Source organism: Streptomyces sp. NRRL WC-3626 (assembly GCF_000718785.1).
In the GTDB taxonomy this organism is placed as follows: Bacteria; Actinomycetota; Actinomycetes; order Streptomycetales; family Streptomycetaceae; genus Streptomyces; species Streptomyces edwardsiae.
Map to the genome: position 1 here is coordinate 75,575 of NZ_JOCA01000002.1, position 18,471 is coordinate 94,045.

13 protein-coding genes are annotated in these 18,471 nt (G+C 69.2%); 5 read left to right on the top strand and 8 right to left on the bottom strand.

All coding sequences use genetic code 11. From position 1 onward, the window contains the following. Positions 1 to 158: 158 nt before the first annotated feature. Positions 159 to 521, bottom strand: a complete 363-nt coding sequence (locus IF28_RS0103030) for a hypothetical protein (protein ID WP_051713598.1) — start codon at positions 519 to 521, stop codon at positions 159 to 161. After that, positions 518 to 2,179, bottom strand: a complete 1,662-nt coding sequence (ctaD, locus tag IF28_RS0103035) for a cytochrome c oxidase subunit I (protein ID WP_234324848.1) — start codon at positions 2,177 to 2,179, stop codon at positions 518 to 520. The genes IF28_RS0103030 and ctaD overlap by 4 nt, the downstream gene beginning before the upstream one ends. Before the next feature lie 443 nt (positions 2,180 to 2,622). Here ctaD and IF28_RS0103040 point away from each other — a divergent pair, with 443 nt between their 5' ends. From IF28_RS0103040 to IF28_RS0103055, 4 genes are all read left to right on the top strand, one after another. Continuing rightward, entirely contained in the window at positions 2,623 to 3,906 is a 1,284-nt protein-coding gene (locus tag IF28_RS0103040) for a PP2C family protein-serine/threonine phosphatase (RefSeq protein ID WP_030213438.1), read from the top strand. Positions 3,907 to 4,413: 507 nt separating this feature from the next. After that, positions 4,414 to 5,535, top strand: coding sequence for a transaldolase (gene tal, locus IF28_RS0103045; protein ID WP_030213441.1), 1,122 nt, complete (start codon positions 4,414 to 4,416; stop codon positions 5,533 to 5,535). Positions 5,536 to 5,537: 2 nt separating this feature from the next. Further along, the gene (locus IF28_RS0103050) at positions 5,538 to 6,770 is read left to right on the top strand and encodes an NAD(P)/FAD-dependent oxidoreductase (RefSeq protein WP_030213444.1); all 1,233 of its coding nucleotides are present in this window, start codon (positions 5,538 to 5,540) and stop codon (positions 6,768 to 6,770) included. A 119-nt stretch (positions 6,771 to 6,889) separates the two neighbouring features. Continuing rightward, positions 6,890 to 7,384: a universal stress protein gene (locus tag IF28_RS0103055; protein ID WP_051713601.1), complete on the top strand. Its 495-nt coding sequence runs from the start codon at positions 6,890 to 6,892 to the stop codon at positions 7,382 to 7,384. Positions 7,385 to 7,447: 63 nt separating this feature from the next. Here the strand turns inward: IF28_RS0103055 and IF28_RS0103060 are convergent, their stop codons facing one another. The 6 genes from IF28_RS0103060 to gap form a co-directional block, all read right to left on the bottom strand. Continuing rightward, entirely contained in the window at positions 7,448 to 9,811 is a 2,364-nt protein-coding gene (locus tag IF28_RS0103060; RefSeq protein WP_030213450.1) for a glycoside hydrolase family 65 protein, read from the bottom strand. A gap of 272 nt (positions 9,812 to 10,083) precedes the next feature. Further along, on the bottom strand, positions 10,084 to 11,376 hold the full coding sequence (locus IF28_RS0103065) for a dihydrolipoamide acetyltransferase family protein (protein ID WP_030213453.1): 1,293 nt from the start codon (positions 11,374 to 11,376) through the stop codon (positions 10,084 to 10,086). Between the two features lie 9 nt (positions 11,377 to 11,385). After that, positions 11,386 to 12,402 carry an alpha-ketoacid dehydrogenase subunit beta gene (locus tag IF28_RS0103070; protein WP_030213456.1) on the bottom strand — a complete coding sequence of 339 codons (1,017 nt, stop codon included), beginning with the start codon at positions 12,400 to 12,402 and terminating at the stop codon, positions 11,386 to 11,388. Between the two features lie 2 nt (positions 12,403 to 12,404). Beyond that, positions 12,405 to 13,508: a pyruvate dehydrogenase (acetyl-transferring) E1 component subunit alpha gene (gene pdhA / locus IF28_RS0103075; protein WP_030213459.1), complete on the bottom strand. Its 1,104-nt coding sequence runs from the start codon at positions 13,506 to 13,508 to the stop codon at positions 12,405 to 12,407. Between the two features lie 44 nt (positions 13,509 to 13,552). Continuing rightward, positions 13,553 to 14,002 carry a CBS domain-containing protein gene (locus tag IF28_RS0103080; protein WP_199808949.1) on the bottom strand — a complete coding sequence of 150 codons (450 nt, stop codon included), beginning with the start codon at positions 14,000 to 14,002 and terminating at the stop codon, positions 13,553 to 13,555. A 75-nt stretch (positions 14,003 to 14,077) separates the two neighbouring features. Then, entirely contained in the window at positions 14,078 to 15,085 is a 1,008-nt protein-coding gene (gene gap, locus IF28_RS0103085; RefSeq protein ID WP_030213466.1) for a type I glyceraldehyde-3-phosphate dehydrogenase, read from the bottom strand. Positions 15,086 to 15,505: 420 nt separating this feature from the next. Between gap and IF28_RS0103090 the strand changes: the two genes are divergently transcribed. Next, the gene (locus tag IF28_RS0103090) at positions 15,506 to 18,274 is read left to right on the top strand and encodes an aconitate hydratase (protein WP_030213470.1); all 2,769 of its coding nucleotides are present in this window, start codon (positions 15,506 to 15,508) and stop codon (positions 18,272 to 18,274) included. Positions 18,275 to 18,471: the final 197 nt, after the last annotated feature.

An 18,471-nucleotide genomic window follows, 5' to 3' on the forward strand; every position in this document is an offset into this window, starting at 1 on the left:
GAGTGTTTTCGGTGACATTCATCCCGCTCCTCGGTTGCGCAGCCCAGCGACGGGCCAACGGCCGGGGCAGCTCACCCGACGACGGCCTCCTCGTCTCCGACCAGTCTCCGATGGCGCCCTGGTGGGCAACGGTTCTCGTGATACTGCGGGGCGGCTGATCAGTTCACAAGGATCATCAGCACAACGACGAACACGGCGAGGGCTGAGAGGAAGAGCCCCAGCAGCCGGACCTGCAGCGCGTGGTAGCGGCTGGAGTACTGGCACTGCAGCTCCAGTACCCGGTCGGTGACGCGCTGGAGGGCGGCGCGTGAGATCTGAAGCCGGTCGGTGGCATAGAGACGGACGACCTCCTCCCGTTGAGCGGTCGTCAGCCAGGGCATCTGCGCGGCGAACGCCTCGCCGCGACTGAGAGCGTCGGTCGCCTCGGCCTGAGCCAGTAGATAGCCCTCCAGCTCGTTCAGGCCGCGCGCGTACTCCTGGCTGTGCCGCTCGGCACGAACTCCGAGGCCGGAACGCTTCACCGTTCATCGCCCCCGCCCCGCCCCAGGGGTGCTTGTCCCCGAGAGCGGCTCTGCAGTTCTTCCATCGCGGCGATGTCGGGATGGTGCAGGTCGAACGCCGGTGACTCACTGCGGACGCGGGGAAGGGTGAGGAAGTTGTGCCGCGGGGGCGGGCACGACGTCGCCCATTCAAGAGAACGGCCGTATCCCCACGGATCGTCGACCTCGACCTTCTTGCCGTATTTGGCTGTCTTCCACACGTTGTAGAAGAACGGCAGCATCGACATGCCGAGGAGGAATGAGCTGATGGTGGAGATGGTGTTCAGCGCGGTGAACCCGTCCGTTGCCAGGTAATCCGCGTACCGGCGCGGCATGCCTTCCGCGCCCAGCCAGTGCTGGACGAGGAAGGTGCCGTGAAAGCCGGTGAACAGCGTCCAGAACGTGATCTTGCCCAGGCGTTCGTCGAGGATCTTGCCCGTCATCTTCGGCCACCAAAAGTGGAAGCCGGAGAACATGGCGAAGACGACCGTACCGAAGACGACGTAGTGGAAGTGAGCGACGACGAAGTAGGAGTCCGTGACGTGGAAATCCATCGGCGGCGAGGCCAGCAGGACACCGGTCAGACCACCGAAGAGAAAGGTGACCATGAAGCCCGTCGCCCACAGCATCGGGGTTTCGAAACTCAGCGACCCCTTCCACATGGTGCCGATCCAGTTGAAGAACTTCACGCCGGTCGGGACGGCGATGAGGTAGGACATGAAGGAGAAGAACGGCAGAAGGACGCCGCCGGTGGCGAACATGTGGTGTGCCCACACCGTCGCCGAGAGGCCGGCGATCGAGATGGTGGCGGCGATCAGGCCCATGTAACCGAAGATCGGTTTGCGGCTGAAGACCGGGATGACCTCGCTCACGATGCCGAAGAACGGCAGCGCGATGATGTAGACCTCCGGGTGCCCGAAGAACCAGAACAAGTGCTGCCACAGCAATGGTCCGCCGTTGGCGGCGTCGAAGACATGGGCACCGAATTTCCGGTCTGCCTCCAGACACAGCAGGGCGGCGGCCAGCACGGGGAACGCCAGGAGTACCAATACCGCGGTGAGCAGGACGTTCCAGGTGAAGATCGGCACACGGAACATCGTCATGCCCGGCGCGCGCATGCAGATGATCGTGGTGATGAAATTGACCGAGCCGAGGATCGTACCGAAGCCGGAGAAGGCCAGCCCCATGATCCACATGTCGCCGCCGATGCCCGGCGAGTGGACTGCGTCGTTCAGCGGTGCGTAGGCGAACCAGCCGAAGTCGGCCGCACCCTGCGGGGTAAGGAAGCCGCCGACCGCGATGAGCGACCCGAACAGGTACAGCCAGTACGCCAACATGTTCAGCCGTGGGAACGCCACGTCGGGGGCGCCGATCTGCAGCGGCATGATCCAGTTCGTGAAGCCGGCGAACAGCGGTGTCGCGAACATCAGCAGCATGATCGTGCCGTGCATCGTGAACGCCTGGTTGAACTGCTCGTTCGACAGGATCTGCATGCCGGGGCGGGCCAGTTCGGCACGCATGAGCAGCGCCATGACGCCGCCGATGATGAAGAACGCGAACGACGTGATCAGGTACAGCGAGCCGATCGTCTTGTGGTCGGTGGTGGTCAGCCACGCCACCACTATCTTGCCGCCCCGCATCCGCCGAGGATGAGCCTGGGCGCTGGGTACGGCTGTTCCGGCATTGTCCGTCGTGGTCACTGCGGCACACTACGGTCAACGGTCACACGTATGCCTGACAGCCACCGTGGCGTTGATCCATCGGGGCTGCGGGATTCCTCCAATCAGGTGTGTCGTGCGTCGTGTCCCGTGAGGACGAGGTCGGAGCCGATTCAGGCGGGGCAAACGGCGCTGGGTCGACCTGGCGGGTGATCGTGCCGTACCGGTGCGATGAACCAGCAGTATTTGGGGTGGTGCAAGCGATAGGGCAGCGGCCGCAGACCCTTGCCTGGGGCCCCGCGTAACGAACGCCGACACGTCGTTTGCGATCGCTGCGGGCACACTGGCGGGAGGGGTGGTCTCCGGTCGTGCGAGAGCCATGACGCGTTGGCGAAACGGTAGTGCGAATGTAGGAGGCGGGGCGCGTGGAGGAGGCCATTCCCCTCAGGCTGCTGGCGGATGTCACAAACGCGCTCAAAGCGGGTCGAGGCTGGGAGGGAAGCCTCCAGAGGCTTGCGGAACTCCTGGTCGAACGACTGGCTGACTGGTGTGTGATCGACCTGCTAGACGAAAGGGGCCGGGCTCGCCGGGCTGTGGTGACGGGGCGTGAGACAAGCCGCCCGAACAGCCCCCGTCCAGGAGAATCGTCTCAACTACTCCCGTCATGGCCGCAGGGCTCTGCCGCACCGCTGGCCCAAGCCCTGCGCCGAGGCACCGCCGTACTGATCCCCGACGTGCCGACGCCTGATCAAGCAGCGGATGCTTTGGAACGTGCACAACTGGAGTTGTTGACCCGGTTGGGCGCGACCACCGCGATCGCGTGCCCCCTGGAAGCTGGCGGGCGCCCCTTCGGGGTGATCATCGTCGCCCGCACGGAAGCACGTCGTCCCTTCACCGAAGCTCAGGTCCCGCTGATCGACAGCCTCGCGCATCAAGGCGCACTCGTGGTGGACAACGCCCGTCTGTACGGTCAGCAACGCGACATCGCCACGCACCTGCAGCGCTCGCTGCTGCCGAACAGCCTGCCTGACGTCCCCCCGTTTCGTCTCGTCGCCCGATACTCCCCGGCGCGCACGTACGCGGAGGTGGGAGGCGACTGGTACGACGCCATTGCACTTCAGGACGGGACCTTGGCGTTCACCGTCGGTGACGTGGCCGGCCATGACGTGCGGGCCACTGCCCGGATGAGCCAGTTGCGCCACATGCTCCGCGCCCTCGTCCTCGACCGTCCCGGCCCGCCGGACGAGGTGGTGCGCCGCCTGGACCAGGCGTTGGAGAAGCTGAACGAGCCCGACGTCACGGCCACGCTCATCTTCGGCGTGGCGCGTCCGTCGGCTGTCGGCCCCTCCTCGCTCGCCTGGGCCAACGCCGGGCATCCGCCTCCGCTACTCGTCCGCCCCCACGGCCGGGCACAGTTCCTGGCCGGTGGCGAGGGCCTTCCACTCGGAGTGGACACCGACGTGCCGCGGGAAGCGGCGGCCACGGCGCCGCTAACCGAAGGCAGCCTCCTCCTGCTCTATACCGACGGCCTCATAGAGCGGCGCGGTGAGGATCTGTCCATTGGTCTCGAGCGGCTCCGCGGCGAAGCTGGAAACCTGCGCGGCCTTTCGCCGGACCACTTCCTGGACGAGTTGGTGGAGAGGGTCGCCCCCGCACGCGGCGATGACACCGCGCTGCTGGCGTTGTGGAATGAGTCCGCGTCGCGGTGACCGCACCGTCCCCGGCAGCGGTGAACCGGCCTCGACCACCACGCGCTCAGAGGGTGACCACAGCCGGTTCGGGCACCGTCGTCGGCGTCACCGTCCCAGCTGGACGTCGCTGAAGGGGCCGGCGGGCGATGGAATGCGGCGGCCTCGCGCCCGCAGGTCGTTCAGCCCCATCGTTCGCCCCCAATGCCTCCGTGGTTCCGGGCCGTCCCGCAACCATGGAGGCAGTCGTCTGTGTGCCGGCGTGGATGGCGACCAGGTACTGGTGATAGCCCAGCGGCTAGACCTGGAACTTCACTGAAGATCAGGAGTCCGGAAGCCATGTTCAGCGCTCGGCGAGCCGTCCAGGCAGGCCACCATGCCGTCGGACCGGCGCTGGCTGCGGATTGCGGTCCGCTGGCCTTCTAGAGACGATGGAGCGACAGGCAAGCTCTGGTGCGGGCCGCGGACGAGCAGCAAGAAGACTTGAGCTGCTCACTCCGCCCGGCGCGCGGGAGGAGCGGCAGCGTCATGAATCCCTTGAACACACTGAGCGATGCCGGAGTGTCGATCTGGCTGGACGATCTCAGCCGGGAGCGGCTGGTGTCCGGGAGCCTGGCGGACCTGGTCGCGCGGGACCGCGTCGTGGGGGTGACCACCAATCCGACGATCTTCGCCAAGGCCATCACGAGCGGCGACGCGTACGACGCACAGATCCGTGATCTGACGGCCCGCGGAGTCGGGGTCGGTGAGGCGCTGCGGGCGCTGACCACAACGGACGTCCGGTGGGCGTGCGACGTGCTGCGCCCGGTCTACGATGCGACGGACGGTGTCGACGGGCGCGTCTCCATCGAGGTCGATCCCCGGCTCGCTCACGACACGGCGGCGACGATCGCGGAGGCGCGGGCGCTGTGGTGGCTGGTCGACCGGCCCAACCTGTTCGTGAAGATCCCGGCCGCCCGCCAGGGCCTGCCGGCGATCGCCGCGTGCCTGGCCGAGGGAATCAGCATCAATGTCACGTTGATCTTCTCCCTGGCCCGCTACGACGAGGTCATGAATGCCTTCCTCGACGGGATGGAACGCGCCCGCGATTCGGGGCGGGAGCTGTCCGGGATCGGCTCGGTGGCTTCGTTCTTCGTCTCCCGGGTCGACGCCGAAGCAGACGCACGCTTGCACAAGACCCACACTGCGCAGGCAGCCGCGCTGCGCGGCCATTTGGGGATCGCCAACGCACGGCTGGCCTACCAGCACTACGAGCGGGTTCTCTCCTCACCCCGCTGGCAAGCCCTTCGGGGGGCGGGGGCCCATCCGCAGCGTCCGCTGTGGGCTTCGACGTCCGTCAAGGACCCCAGCTACCCCGACACGCGGTACGTGACCGAACTGGTCGCACCCGGCGTGGTCAACACCATGCCTGAGGCCACCTTGCGCGCGGTCGCCGACCACGGCGAAGTGCCAGCCGACTCGGTCCGCGCCCACTACGACGACGCTCAGCAGGTTCTCGAGGGGTTGCGGACAGTGGGCGTGGACTACGTCGACCTCGTGCAGACACTCGAGGACGAAGGGGTGTCGAAGTTCGACGCCAGCTGGGAGCAGCTCTCTGGGCAGCTCGCCGACACTCTCAGCACCGTGCGGCCAGCGCGGACCAGGGGCTGATCATGACTGACAACAGAACGTATGTGATCGTCGGAGCCAGTCTGGCCGGTGCCAAGGCCGCGCAGGCGCTGCGTGAGGAGGGCTTCGACGGCCCGCTGATCCTGATCGGGGACGAGAGCGAGCGGCCCTACGAGCGGCCGCCGCTGTCGAAGGGCTACCTGATGGGCAAGGACGCTCGGGAGCAGATCTACGTCCACCCGCCCCAGTGGTATGCCGAGAACGACGTCGAGCTGCGCCTGGGGACGGCGGTCACCGCGCTCGACCCGGCCCCGCACGAGGTGACGCTTGCGGACGGCAGCCGCCTGGGGTACGCCGAGCTGCTGCTGGCCACGGGCTCCTCGCCGCGCCGCCTGCCGGTGCCGGGTGCGGACCTGGACGGGGTGCTGTACCTGCGCACGGTCCAGGACAGCGACCGGATCAAGGATGCCTTCTCCTCCGCCTCACGGGTGGCGGTCGTCGGGGCGGGCTGGATCGGCCTCGAGACCGCTGCCGCGGCCCGTGCCGCCGGTGTGGAGGTCACCGTGCTGGAGAGGGCCGAGCTGCCGCTGCTGCATGTTCTTGGCCGCGAGGTCGCCCAGGTCTTCGCGGACCTGCACCGTGACCACGGGGTGGACCTGCGTTTCGGCGTGCAGGTCACCGAGCTCACCGGCAGCGCGGGTACCGTCGACGGTGTGCGGCTGTCCGACGGTACCCGCATCGATGCGGACGCGGTCATCGTCGGCATCGGCATCATGCCCAACACCGGGCTCGCACAGGCCGCGGGTCTCCAGGTCGACAACGGCATTCTCACCGACGAGCGGCTGCGCACCTCCGTGCCCGGCATCTACGCCGCGGGCGATGTCGCCAACGCCTTTCATCCCCTGCTGGACCGGCGCATACGTGTGGAGCACTGGGCCAATGCGCTGCACCAGCCACAGACCGCCGCCAAGGCGATGCTCGGCCGTGAAGCGGCCTACGACCGGGTGCCGTACTTCTTCTCCGACCAGTACGACCTGGGCATGGAGTACGCCGGATACGCCGAGCCCGGCGGATACGACCAGGTCGTCTTCCGCGGCGATATCGGCGCACGCGAGTTCGTCGCGTTCTGGCTCGCACGCGGCCGCGTGCTGGCGGGCATGAATGTCAACATCTGGGACGTCACCGAACCGATCCAGGCCCTCGTACGCTCCGGCCAACAGGTTGACACCAGCAAACTCGCCGACCCACAGGTGCCCATCGAATCGCTTGCTGAGTAGCCCTCGACGAGCAGTAGTTCCGGATCGCGCAAGCCGCAACTTCAGAACATCCCCGATGGCAGGTCCGGCTGCCCCTCTCACGGGCCTGACGGTGCTGATGGGCCGTTGGAGGATTCCCGATGAACGACAGTCCCGTGCACGCTCCCGCTGGTCCGATCGTGGTCGGCACGGACGGCTCCCCGCACGCCCGGCACGCCGTGCTCTTCGCTCTGCGCGAGGCACAGTTGCGCGGCACCGGTCTGCGGGCGGTCTGTGCCTACGACTACACCCCTGCTCGTTACACGGGCTACGGATGGATGGCCGTGCCGGAGGGCGCCAGCACCCTGTATGAACAGCTCCACGATGTCGCCCGGCAGGCGGTGACGGACACGGTCGACGAACTACGGCAGCAGCTCGGCGGGCCCCACGTGGAGGTGGAGATCATCGCCGAGGCGGGCCGCCCGGCACAGGTTCTGCTGGACGCGAGCAAGGACGCCTCTCTGCTGGTGGTCGGCACCCGCGGTTCGGGGGTCTGGGGGCGCCTCACGCTCGGATCGACCAGCACCGAAGTCGTGCACCACGCTCACTTGCCCGTCGTCGTCGTTCCGGCCGACTCCCGCGGCGCCTCCTCCTGACGCATCCAAGGAACGACTACATCGCCTGTCTGCGGGGGCGACGAATGCTGTTCGGGCGTGGAATCACTCGTTGTGCCCCGCCCATCTGCGGCGGGCCGGACCACGGCTGGGAGGCTGCTGCGGTTCCGGCAGATCGGGGGCTGCGGGTAGCGGCCCGCTGCAAGGGGCGTCCTTGGTCACCGTCAACGGGCTGCCATGGTGGTGGATCTCAAGCTCCGTGCCCGCCAGCAAGGTGTAGGTGGCCTGCTGGTGGGAGATGTCCACGCGCACGCAGCGCTGGCGGAACTGCACGGCGAAAGCCAGCCGACTGATCTGCTCGGGCAGTCGGGGGGCGAAGAACAGGGCGTCTCCGTGGTGTCTCATCCCACCGAAGCCCGCTATGAGCGCGGTCCAGGTCCCGGCCAGCGAGGCGATGTGCAGGCCGTCGCGAGTGTTGCGCTCCAGGTTGGCCAGGTCCATCATCGCGGCTTCGCCGAGGTAGTCGTATGCCAGGCGCAGCTGGCCGACCTCGGCGGCCATCACGGCCTGACTGCCGGCGGACAGCGAGGAGTCCCGGACAGTGAGCGGTTCGTAGTAGGCGAAGTTGCGGGCTTTCTCCTCCTTGGTGAACGCGTCGCCGCGCAAGTGCATGGCCAGGATGAGGTCGGCCTGCTTGATCACCTGTTTGCGGTACAGGTCGAAATACGGGAAATGCAGCAGCAGTGGGTAGCGGTCCGCCGGGGTGCCGGCGAAGTCCCACACCTGGTGGGAGGTGAAGCCGGCGGACTGCTCGTGCACGCCGAGTTCCTTGTTGAACGGCAGCACGATCCGCCGGGCGGCATCGCGCCAGGCCGCGGTCTCCTCGTCGTCCACGCCGAGCGAGGCGGCCAGGTCGGGGTGGCGTTCGGCCGCGTCGGCGGCGGCGCGCAGGTTCTGCTGGGCCATCACATTGGTGTAGGCGTTGTCGTCGGCGATCGCGCTGTACTCGTCGGGCCCGGTGACGCCGTCCAGGTGGAACACTCCGTGCGGGTCGTGGTGGCCGAGCGAGAGCCACAGCCGGGCGGTGTGCACCAGCAGTTCCAGTCCTGCTTCCCGCTCGAAGACCAGATCGCCGGTGGCAGCGGTGTAGCGCACCACCGCATCCGCGATGTCGGCGTTGATGTGGAACGCGGCGGTGCCGGCGGGCCAGTAGGCGGAGCATTCGTCGCCGTCGATGGTCCGCCAGGGAAACGCGGCCCCCGCCAGGCCGAGCTGGCGGGCCCGTCTCCGCGCGGCGGGGAGTGTGGTGTGCCGCCAGCGCAGCGCTGGCCCCACCGCGTGGGGTGCGGTGTAGGTGAGCATCGGCAGCACGTACATCTCTGCGTCCCAGAAGCAATGGCCGTTGTAGCCGGGGCCGGTCAGGCCCTTGGCGGGGATGGCCCGCTCCTCGGCGCGAGCCGCTGCCTGCAGCACGTGGAACAGGGCGAACCGGACGGCTTGCTGTATCTCGGTATCGCCCTCCAGTTCGACATCCGCCCGTGCCCAGAAGGCGTCCAGGTATCCGCGCTGTTCGGCGAGCAGGCCCTCCCAGCCGGTGCTGGCCGCCCCGGCCAGCGCGGCGTCGACCTGGTCGCGGACGGCGGGCAGCGACCTGGCGCCCGACCAGCCGTAGGCGACTGTCTTCTCGATCCGCAGTCGCTGGCCCGGCCGCAACAGTGAGGTCACCGTCAGCCGGCTGAGATCCTGGCCGCTCTCCGCGGAGGCGGAGGTGCCCTGTGGGCCCGCGATCAGATGGTCGGCCGCCGTCGCCACGCGCAGCCCGCTGCGGGCCGTGCGGTGCACCAGCCGCAGCCTGCTGTCTTGTGCAAAGTCCTCCTCAGGCTGGAGAACCGCCCCCAAGGATGCGGAGACCCGAGGATCGCCCTCGTGCTTCGGAAGCTGTTCATTGGCGACCAGTTCGGACTGGAGCACGATCCGCACCTCTTCGTCCACCGCCTCGACCTCGTAGACGATCGCGGCGGTGGCCCGCTGGGTGAGCGAGACCAGCCGGGTCGAGCGGATGCGCACCGTGCGCCCCGACGGAGTCGTCCACTCGACCCTGCGGCGCAGTACCCCAGAGCGGAAGTCCAGCACCCGCTCGTGGCAGTGCAGCCGGCCGTAGCGCAGGTCGAACGGCTCGTCGTCGACCAGCAGCCGTATCACCTTGCCGTTGGTCACGTTGATGATCGTCTGTCCGGACTCCGGGTATCCGTAGCCGGCCTCCGCGTACGGCAGGGGACGGAACTCGAACACGCCGTTGAGGTAGGTCCCCGGTAGCCCGTGCGGCTCACCCTCGTCCAGGTTGCCGCGCCAGCCGATATGGCCGTTGGCCAGTGCGAACACCGACTCGCTCTGCTCCAGCACGTCCAGGTCGAGCTCGCTCTCGCGCAGGCACCACGGTTCGACGGTGAATGCAGGATGGGTGATCATGGCGGACCTCCGGCACTCGGTGACGGTCACGGACGATCCAGCCGTGGCCCTGACTGCCGCTGGACTGTTGCGGCGCGTCCGGGAGAGGCTGGCTGGTCAGCGCGGGCGGTGCAGAAGCCCGGGGCCGTGGTGGTCCGGGCCCTCGTGCTCCTCGCTGTGCTGGTGGTACCTGAACCCGGGGTGCGGGGATGCCGCAGGCGCACGGCCGGCGGGTGACGCAGGCCGGCGGCACAGGCGAGTCCGGGCGTGTGAGCGGGCAGCGTCATCATCGGCTACAGCACGATGCCCAGGGGGTGTTCGAGGAGTTTTTTGAGGTCGGCGAGGAAGGCGGCGGCGGTGGCGCCGTCCAGGACGCGGTGGTCGATGGACAAGGTCAGCGCCATGGTGGTGCCGACGGCGAGTTCGCCGTCGCGGATGACGGGCTGGGTTTGTGCGGCGCCGACGGCGAGGATCGCGGCCTGGGGCGGGTTGATGACGGCGGTGAAGTGGTCGACGCCGTAGGTGCCCAGGTTGCTGATGGTGAAGGTGCCGCCGCTGAGGTCTTCCAAGGTAAGGCGGCCGGCGCGGGCGTTGTCTGCCAGGGCGTGGGCGTCTCGGGCGATCTGGGTCAGGGTCTTGCGGTCGGCGTCGTGTACCACGGGGACGGTCAGTCCGTCGTCGAGGGCGACGGCGATGCCGATGTGGATGCGGCGGTGGCGCAGGATGCGGGTGCTGTCCCAGGAGGAGTTGGCCTGAGGGTGGGTGCGCAGCGTTGTCGCGCACGCTTTGACGAGCAGGTCGGTGAGGCTGATGCGGGGGCCGGGTTCGCCGAGTTGCGCGTTGATGTCGGCGCGGAAGGCGAGCAGCGGTTCGGCGTCGGTGACGGTGGTCAGGTAGAAGTGCGGGGCCTGCTGCGTGCTCTGGGTCAGGCGCTGTGCGGTGAGGCGGCGGATGGTGCTCAGCGGCACTTCCTCGTCGTCTTCGGCCTGTTCGGCGGGTGTCGGGTGCGCCGCTGCAGGTCCGGCGGGCGGCTCGGGTGCGGTGGGGGGCCGGATGGCGCCTGGTTGTCCGCCATGCCGGGTGATGGCGTCGTCCACGTCCGCGCGGATGATGCGCCCGCCGGGGCCGCTGCCGGTGAGCGTGGTGATGTCGATGCCGTGCTGGCGGGCCAATGCCCGGGCCAGCGGGGAGGTACGCACCTCCTGCTCGTCCCCCCGGGCGGGCGCGGAGGGCTCGGCGGTGGCGGGGATGGTCTGCGCGGGGCCTTCGGTCGGCCCGGCGGGCGGTGCCGGGGCATGTGCGGCCGTCTGCCGGGCTTGCTCAGGTCCGGCCCGATCCGGCGCGCCCTGGGGCTCGGTTCCGATGACGGCGAGAGGGGTTCCGATGGGCACGGTGGTGCCTTCGGCGACGAGGATGCGGGTCAGGGGCCCCTCGTCGAATGCCTCCAGTTCCATCACGGCCTTGTCGGTTTCGATCTCGGCGATGGCATCGCCCTTGCGGACCGGGGCGCCCTCGTGGGTGAGCCAGCGGCTCAGGGTGCCCTCCTCCATGGTGTCGGACAGGCGGGGCATGAGGACCTCGGGCATCGCAGCCTCCTAACCGCCTGCAGGCGTGGTCGGGCGGGCGGTGAAACCGGTGGAGTCGAGGGTTTCGTAGATCACCCGCGTCAGGGCTGCCGCGTCGGGCAGGGCGGCGGTCTCCAGCTGTTTGGCATACGGCAGGGGGACCTCGGCGGCGGCGACGCGGCGGACGGGCGCGTCGAGGCGGTCGAAGGCCCCCTCGGCGATGGTCGCCGCGATCTCGGCGCCGATGCCGTAGCTGAGCCAGTCGTCTTCGAGGACGACGGCGCGGGTGGTCTTGCGCACCGAGGCGCACACGGTCTGCCGGTCCAGCGGCCGCAGGCTGCGCAGGTCGACCACCTCCACCGAGACGCCGTCCGCCTCCAGGCGGCGCGCGACTTCGAGGGCGACCACGGTGCCCCGGGAGTAGGCGACGACGGTGACATCGCTGCCGGTCGCGGCGACCACCGCGGTGCCGATGGGCAGTGTGTGCTCGCCGTCGGGGACCTCGCCCTTGGTGTTGTACAGCGCGAGGTTCTCCAGCACGAGCACCGGGTCGTCGTCGCGGATGGCGGCGGTCAGCAGCCCTTTGGCGTCCGCCGGGCTGGCGGGGGCGACGACCTTGAGCCCGGGCACGTGGGCGTAGAAGACCTCCAGGTTCTGCGAGTGGGTGGCGGCCAGTTGCTGCCCGCCACCCCCGGGGGTGCGGATCACCATCGGCACCGAGACCTGGCCGCCGAACATGGCGTGCATCTTGGCGGCGTGGTTCACGATCTGGTCGATGGCCAGCAGGCTGAAGTTGATCGTCATGATCTCCACGACCGGCCGCAGGCCGAGCATGGCCGCTCCGACCGCGGCGCCGACGAAGCCCTCCTCGCAGATCGGCGTGTCGCGCACCCGACGGGGGCCGAACTCGTCCAGCAGCCCGGCGGTGATCTTGTAGGAGCCTTCGAAGACGCCGATCTCCTCACCGATCAGCAAGATGTTCTCGTCCCGCAGCATCTCCGCCCGCAGCGTGTCGTGCAGCGCCTGGCGGTAGGTGACAGCGGCCACGGCTACTCCTTTCCGGGGCGGTCGGCGAAGAGCCCGGGACCGGTCGGGCTGTCTCCGGGCAGGCCGAAGTGGGTGTTGGCGACCTCGGTGGCGTACACGTGGTCGAACAGGGTTTCGGTGGCCGGGGGCGGGCTGGCGTCGGCGAAGTCGACGGCGGCGGTGACCGCCTGCTCGCATTCCTCGTCGATGCGGTCCGCCGCCTCTTGATCGAGGATGCGGTCCTCGATCAGGCGGGCCCGGAAGGCCGGCAGCGGGTCCTGCTCACGCAGCCGCTCGGTCTCTTCCGCAGAGCGGTAGCGGGCCGGGTCGACCACGGAGTGGCCTCGCAGCCGGTGACTGACCGCCTCCAGAAGCCGGGGCCGGTGCTCGGTGCGCGCCTGCTCCAGAGCGGTCTGCGCGGCGTCGCGGACGGCGATCACGTCGTTGCCGTCCACCCGGGCGCCGGGGATCCGGTAGGCGCAGCCGCGCCGGTACAGCGCGGGTTCTCCTGAGGCGGCCTCGACCGGGGTGCCCATGCCGAGGTGGTTGTTGACGATGACGTAGACGATGGGCAGGTGCCATACGGCGGCGAGGTTGAGCGATTCATGGAAGGCGCCGATGTTGGTGGTGCCGTCACCCAGCAGGCACATCACGGCCTCACTGTCCGGTCCAGGCTCGCCGCGGTGGGCGATCGCGAGGGCCGCCCCGGTCGCCGGGGGCATCTGGCCGCCGACGATCCCGTAGCCGCCGAGCATCCGCAGCCCGGCGTCGAACAGGTGCATGGAGCCGCCTCGCCCGCCGGACAGGCCCGTGGCGCGGCCGAACAGTTCGGCCATCACCTGGCCGGGGTCAGCGCCGCGGGCAAGCGCATAGCCGTGATCGCGGTAGGTGGTGAACAGGTAGTCGGTCGGCCGCAGTGCGGCCATCAGGCCGACAACGGTGGCCTCCTCGCCCAGGTTGAGGTGGCAGTAGCCGCCGATCTTCGCCCGGGTGTACATCTCCGCGGCCCGCAGTTCGAAGTGCCGGATCAGGGCCATCTGCCGGTAGTACCCGCGCAGCGCCGCCGGGTCCTCACTCGCCGGGGATGCCTGTGGGTAGGGCTCGGTACGGTCCTGCGTCGGATCCATGGCCGGTATCTCCTGCGGTCGGGCCTGCTGTCTGCCGCGGCGCGTCAGCTGCCGGGAGGCGGTGCCTGCTGAGCGAACCGGTCCTTGTCGGCGTCGCAGGTGGGACAGCGCGGCGGCGGGTGCGGGCCGCGCTCGGTCTGTCCGCAGACCTGGCAGGCCCATTCGGCGGTGAGCAGCGCGATCACGTCGGACCGGCTGACGATGCCAGCCAGGCGCTGCCCGGCCGTTACCGGGACGCGGCGGATACGGCGTTCGACCAGCAGGTGGCGTACCTGCTCGACGTCGGTGTCCTCGGTGGCGGTGATGACCTCGCGGGTCATCACCTCGCGGGCGGTGGCTCCCTCGCGGGCAAGCAGGTCGTACTCGCTGACCAGGCCGACCACCGCGCCGGCGGTGTCCAGGACCGGCACCGCACTGATCCGGTGCCCGCGCAGCACCGCGGCGATGTCGGCCACCAGGGTGTCCTCGGCCACGGTCACAACCCGGGTGGTCATGATCTCTTTGACCTTCACCGTGTTCCTTCCCGGTGGGTGCAACGGCCGGCCCGCTCAGCTGCGTTGGGGCGCTTCTCACCGCGGTTGAGTGACGCCGAGCACGGAGAGCGCCTCGCGGACCATCTGGTGCGTGAAGCCCCACTCGTTGTCGTACCAGCTCATGATTTTGACCAGGGTGCCGTCCACGACCCGGGTCATCGCTGCGTCGACGATCGAGGCGCGGGAGTCGCCGATGATGTCGCTGGAGACGATCGGCTCGTCCGAGACGCCGAGGATGCCGCTGTAGCGGTCGGTGGTGGCCTCCGCACGGAAGTGGTCGTTCACTTCCTCGGGCGATGTCGGGCGGGCGGTGACGAGCACGATGTCGGCGATCGATCCGACCGGGATCGGGATCCGGACGGCCACGCCGTCGAAGCGGTCGGCGAGCTCCGGGAGTGCCTTGGTGGTTGCGAGCGCGGCGCCGGTGGAGGCGGGAAGCATGTTGGCGGCTCCGGCCCGGCCGCGCCGGAAGTCCTTGTGGGGGCCGTCGATGAGCTGCTGGGTGGAGGTGTAGGCATGGATGGTGGTCATCACGGCCCGCTCCACGCCGATTCTGCGGTTCATCACTTCCACCACGGGGGTGATGCAGTTGGTCGTGCAGCTTGCGCAGGAGATGACCTGCTGCCCGGCCGGGGCGATGTTCACGCCGTGGACGACGGTGGCCATCGTCTCGGTCCGGGCGGGCGCCGAGAGGATCACGAATCGTGCGCCCGCGGACAGGTGCCGGGTCAGTTCCTCCTCGCCCCGGAAGGCACCGGTGCACTCCAGGACGAGGTCGATTCCCAGTTCGTGCCACGGCAGCTCGGCCGGGTCGCGGCGGCTGTACAGCGGGACGGTGTGTCCGTCGACGACCAGCGCGTCACCGGCAGCGGTGACGGACTTCCCATAGCGTCCGTAGACAGTGTCGTGGGTGAGCAAGTAAGCCAGATTCTCGGCGGGGACCAGGTCGTTGACCGCAGCCACCTCAACCCCGTCGAGGTCGTGGAGAATCTTGAACGCGGCCCGCCCGATGCGTCCGAGACCGTTGATCGCGATCTTCGCCATCCGGAGTTCCCTTCCCATCGATTCCGGGCAATGCGGACGAGACCCTCGATCCGTCCTATCACCCCTCCGCTCGATACGCAGGCTGGATGCGCCAAGCCCGGAGCCCCGCGTCCCCTCCCCTGGGCTCCCGGATTCGCCCCATTTGCGGGCCGGATATGCGTGGTCGAGACTGGCCCTGGTTGGTTTCGCCCGTCTAGGCGGTGCTGCCCTGCAGGGCTGCGCCGGACCTGTCGACACGGCGGACCGGGGCCTGGGTGCAGGGTGGTGACCTGAGGTGACGGCGGGAGCGGTCGGCGAGCCGGCCGGCACGCGAGTCCCAGGGCGGACGGCCGATCCGGGCGCGGACCCTGCGCTGGGACGCGTTGGTGGGGCCCCGGCCCGTGCCGATCTCCGCCCGATCCGTACTGAGGAGGCACGCCCATGTCCCTGGACAGCTTCGCCGCCCACGGCACGCTCGACGCCGATGGCACCTCCTACTCGCTCTACCGGCTCGATGCCCTGCCCGACTCACAACGGCTGCCGTACAGCCTGAAGGTGCTGCTGGAGAACCTGCTGCGCAATGAGGACGGCGGCACCGTCACGGCCGACCAGATCGCGGCGCTGGCCGGGTGGGACCCGGCGGCGGAACCCGCGACCGAGGTGCAGTTCACCCCCGCGCGGGTGCTGATGCAGGACTTCACCGGGGTGCCGTGCATCGTGGACCTGGTGGCGATGCGTGAAGCGATGGCCGCGCTCGGCGGCGATCCGGCGCTGATCGACGCGCGGCGGCCCGTGGAGCTGGTGATCGACCACTCGGTGATCGCCGACCACTTCGGTTCCCCAGCGGCGTTCAGCCGCAACGTGGAGCTCGAGTACCGGCGCAATCGGGAGCGCTATCAGTTCCTGCGCTGGGGGCAGACCGCGCTGCGGAACCTGCGCGTCGTGCCCCCTGGCACCGGAATCTGCCACCAGGTCAACCTGGAGCACCTGGCCCGGGTGGTGTTCACCGAGGACGGCACGGCCTTCCCCGACACTCTGGTCGGGACCGATTCCCACACCCCCATGGTCAACGGGCTCGGCGTGCTCGGCTGGGGGGTAGGAGGCATCGAAGCGGAAGCAGCCATGCTCGGCCGTCCGGTGAGCATGCTCATCCCCAAGGTCGTCGGCGTGCGGCTCACCGGCACGCTGCCCGAAGGGAGCACCGCCACCGATCTGGTGCTGACCATCGCCGAGCGGCTGCGCCAGCACGGAGTCGTGGGCGCCTTCGTGGAGTTCTACGGGCCCGGCGTGGCCGAGGTGCCACTGGCCAACCGGGCCACCATCGGCAACATGAGCCCGGAGTACGGTGCCACGTGCGCGATCTTCCCCATCGACGCCGAGACCCTTTCCTACCTGCGGCTCACCGGACGGGGCCCTGGCCAGGTAGCGCTGGTGGAGGCGTATGCCAAAGAGCAGGGTCTGTGGCACGACCCTGGTCACACCCCTGACTACTCGCAGACCATCGAAGTGGACCTGTCGGCCATCGTCCCGTCGATCGCCGGGCCCAAACGGCCGCAGGACCGTATCGCCCTGGCGGACGCGTCGCGGGTCCTCACCGCTGTCCTGGACGGCGACGTGACCTGCGACGCGGCCCCGGTCGGGCTGGACCAGAGCGGCGCGGAGTCTTTCCCGGCTTCCGACCCGGTGGCCGTCACCGGCAGCCACCCCGGCGACCGGCCGGGGTGCCTCGATGCGACCGGAACGGGCAAGGCACGGCCGCCTGAACGCGTCCCCGTGACGTTGGCCGACGGCAGCTTCGAGATCGGGCACGGCGCCGTGGTGATCGCCGCGATCACCTCGTGCACCAACACTTCCAACCCACAGGTGATGGTCGCGGCCGCGCTAGTGGCCAAGAAGGCCGTCGAGCGCGGCCTGCGGTCCAAGCCCTGGGTGAAGACCAGCCTCGCGCCGGGGTCGAGGATCGTGATGGACTACTTCGAACGCGCGGGTCTGATCCCGTACCTGGACACGCTCGGCTTCGACCTGGTCGGCTACGGCTGCACCACCTGCATCGGCAACTCCGGCCCGCTGATCAGGGAGGTCTCCCGAGTGGTCGCCGACGCCGATCTTGTGGTGGCGTCCGTGCTCTCCGGCAACCGCAACTTCGAAGGCCGCATCCACCCCGAGACGCAACTGAACTACCTCGCCTCACCGCCGCTGGTCGTCGCCTACGCGCTGGCCGGCTCCATGGCCGTCGACCTCACCCGCGACCCGCTGGGCACCGGCAAAGACGGCCGGCCCGTCCACCTGCGCGACATCTGGCCCACCCAGGACGAAATCCAGCAGGTGATCTCCACCAGCCTGCGGCCGAGCATGTTCACCGACGGCTACGCGGACCTGTTCACCGGCGACGAGCAGTGGCGGGCCCTGCCCACACCCGAGGGCGACCTGTTCGCCTGGGATCCCACCTCGACCTATGTACGCAAGCCGCCCTACTTCGAGAACATGCCCCGCCGACCGCAGCCACCGGACGACATCACCGGCGCCCGGGTGCTGGCCCTGCTCGGCGACTCGGTCACCACCGACCACATCTCCCCGGCCGGCGCCATCAAACGGGACTCACCAGCGGGCGAGTACCTGCAGGCCCACGGCATCGCACCCGGGGATTTCAACTCCTACGGCTCCCGGCGCGGCAACCACGAGGTGATGATCCGCGGCACCTTCGCCAACATCCGGCTGCACAACCTGCTGGCGCCCGGAACCGAGGGCGGCTACACCCGGCACCTGCCCGACGGCGAGCAGACCACGATCTACCAGGCGGCGATGCGGTACGCCGCCGAGGACGTCCCCCTGCTCGTCATCGCCGGCAAGGAGTACGGCTCCGGATCGTCGCGGGACTGGGCCGCCAAGGGAACCGCGCTGCTGGGCGTCAGGGCCGTCCTCGCCGAGTCTTTCGAGCGGATCCACCGCTCCAACCTGATCGGGATGGGAGTCTTGCCGCTGCAGTTCGCCCCCGGCGACAGCGCCCGCTCTCTGGGCCTGATCGGTGAGGAGCAGTACACCATACACGGCCTGGCGGAGCTGCACCGCGAGGTCACCGTCGAGGCGGAAGGGGCCGGCGGCACCACGCGGTTCACCGCACGCGTGCGCGTGGACACCCCCACGGAAGCCGACTACTACCGCCACGGCGGCATCCTGCCCTACGCCCTGCGCACCCTGCTCCCCACATGACACCGCGCCGAGAACCGCACCGCTGGCTTCCGGAAGCATCGACGACACACCGACGCCCATGAACGGCATCCCCCGGCCGAATCCGCAGTCTCCGGTGGCGGAGGCTCGGTCCGCTTCCCCGATTCTCCCGGCCGACCCGGGGTGGGGCGGCAAGGATGCCGCCCGCCCCCGCCGCCGCCGGTGCAAGCGCGCGAAGC

Bases quoted from the DNA above. Each gene is read 5' to 3' on its own strand.
- ctaD (WP_234324848.1), bottom strand. From the start codon at position 2,179: ATGCGGGGCGGCAAGATAGTGGTGGCGTGGCTGACCACCACCGACCAC.
- tal (WP_030213441.1), top strand. From the start codon at position 4,414: ATGAATCCCTTGAACACACTGAGCGATGCCGGAGTGTCGATCTGGCTG.
- IF28_RS0103050 (WP_030213444.1), top strand. From the start codon at position 5,538: ATGACTGACAACAGAACGTATGTGATCGTCGGAGCCAGTCTGGCCGGT.
- IF28_RS0103055 (WP_051713601.1), top strand. From the start codon at position 6,890: ATGAACGACAGTCCCGTGCACGCTCCCGCTGGTCCGATCGTGGTCGGC.
- IF28_RS0103060 (WP_030213450.1), bottom strand. From the start codon at position 9,811: ATGATCACCCATCCTGCATTCACCGTCGAACCGTGGTGCCTGCGCGAG.
- IF28_RS0103065 (WP_030213453.1), bottom strand. From the start codon at position 11,376: ATGCCCGAGGTCCTCATGCCCCGCCTGTCCGACACCATGGAGGAGGGC.
- pdhA (WP_030213459.1), bottom strand. From the start codon at position 13,508: ATGGATCCGACGCAGGACCGTACCGAGCCCTACCCACAGGCATCCCCG.
- IF28_RS0103080 (WP_199808949.1), bottom strand. From the start codon at position 14,002: ATGACCACCCGGGTTGTGACCGTGGCCGAGGACACCCTGGTGGCCGAC.
- gap (WP_030213466.1), bottom strand. From the start codon at position 15,085: ATGGCGAAGATCGCGATCAACGGTCTCGGACGCATCGGGCGGGCCGCG.
- IF28_RS0103090 (WP_030213470.1), top strand. From the start codon at position 15,506: ATGTCCCTGGACAGCTTCGCCGCCCACGGCACGCTCGACGCCGATGGC.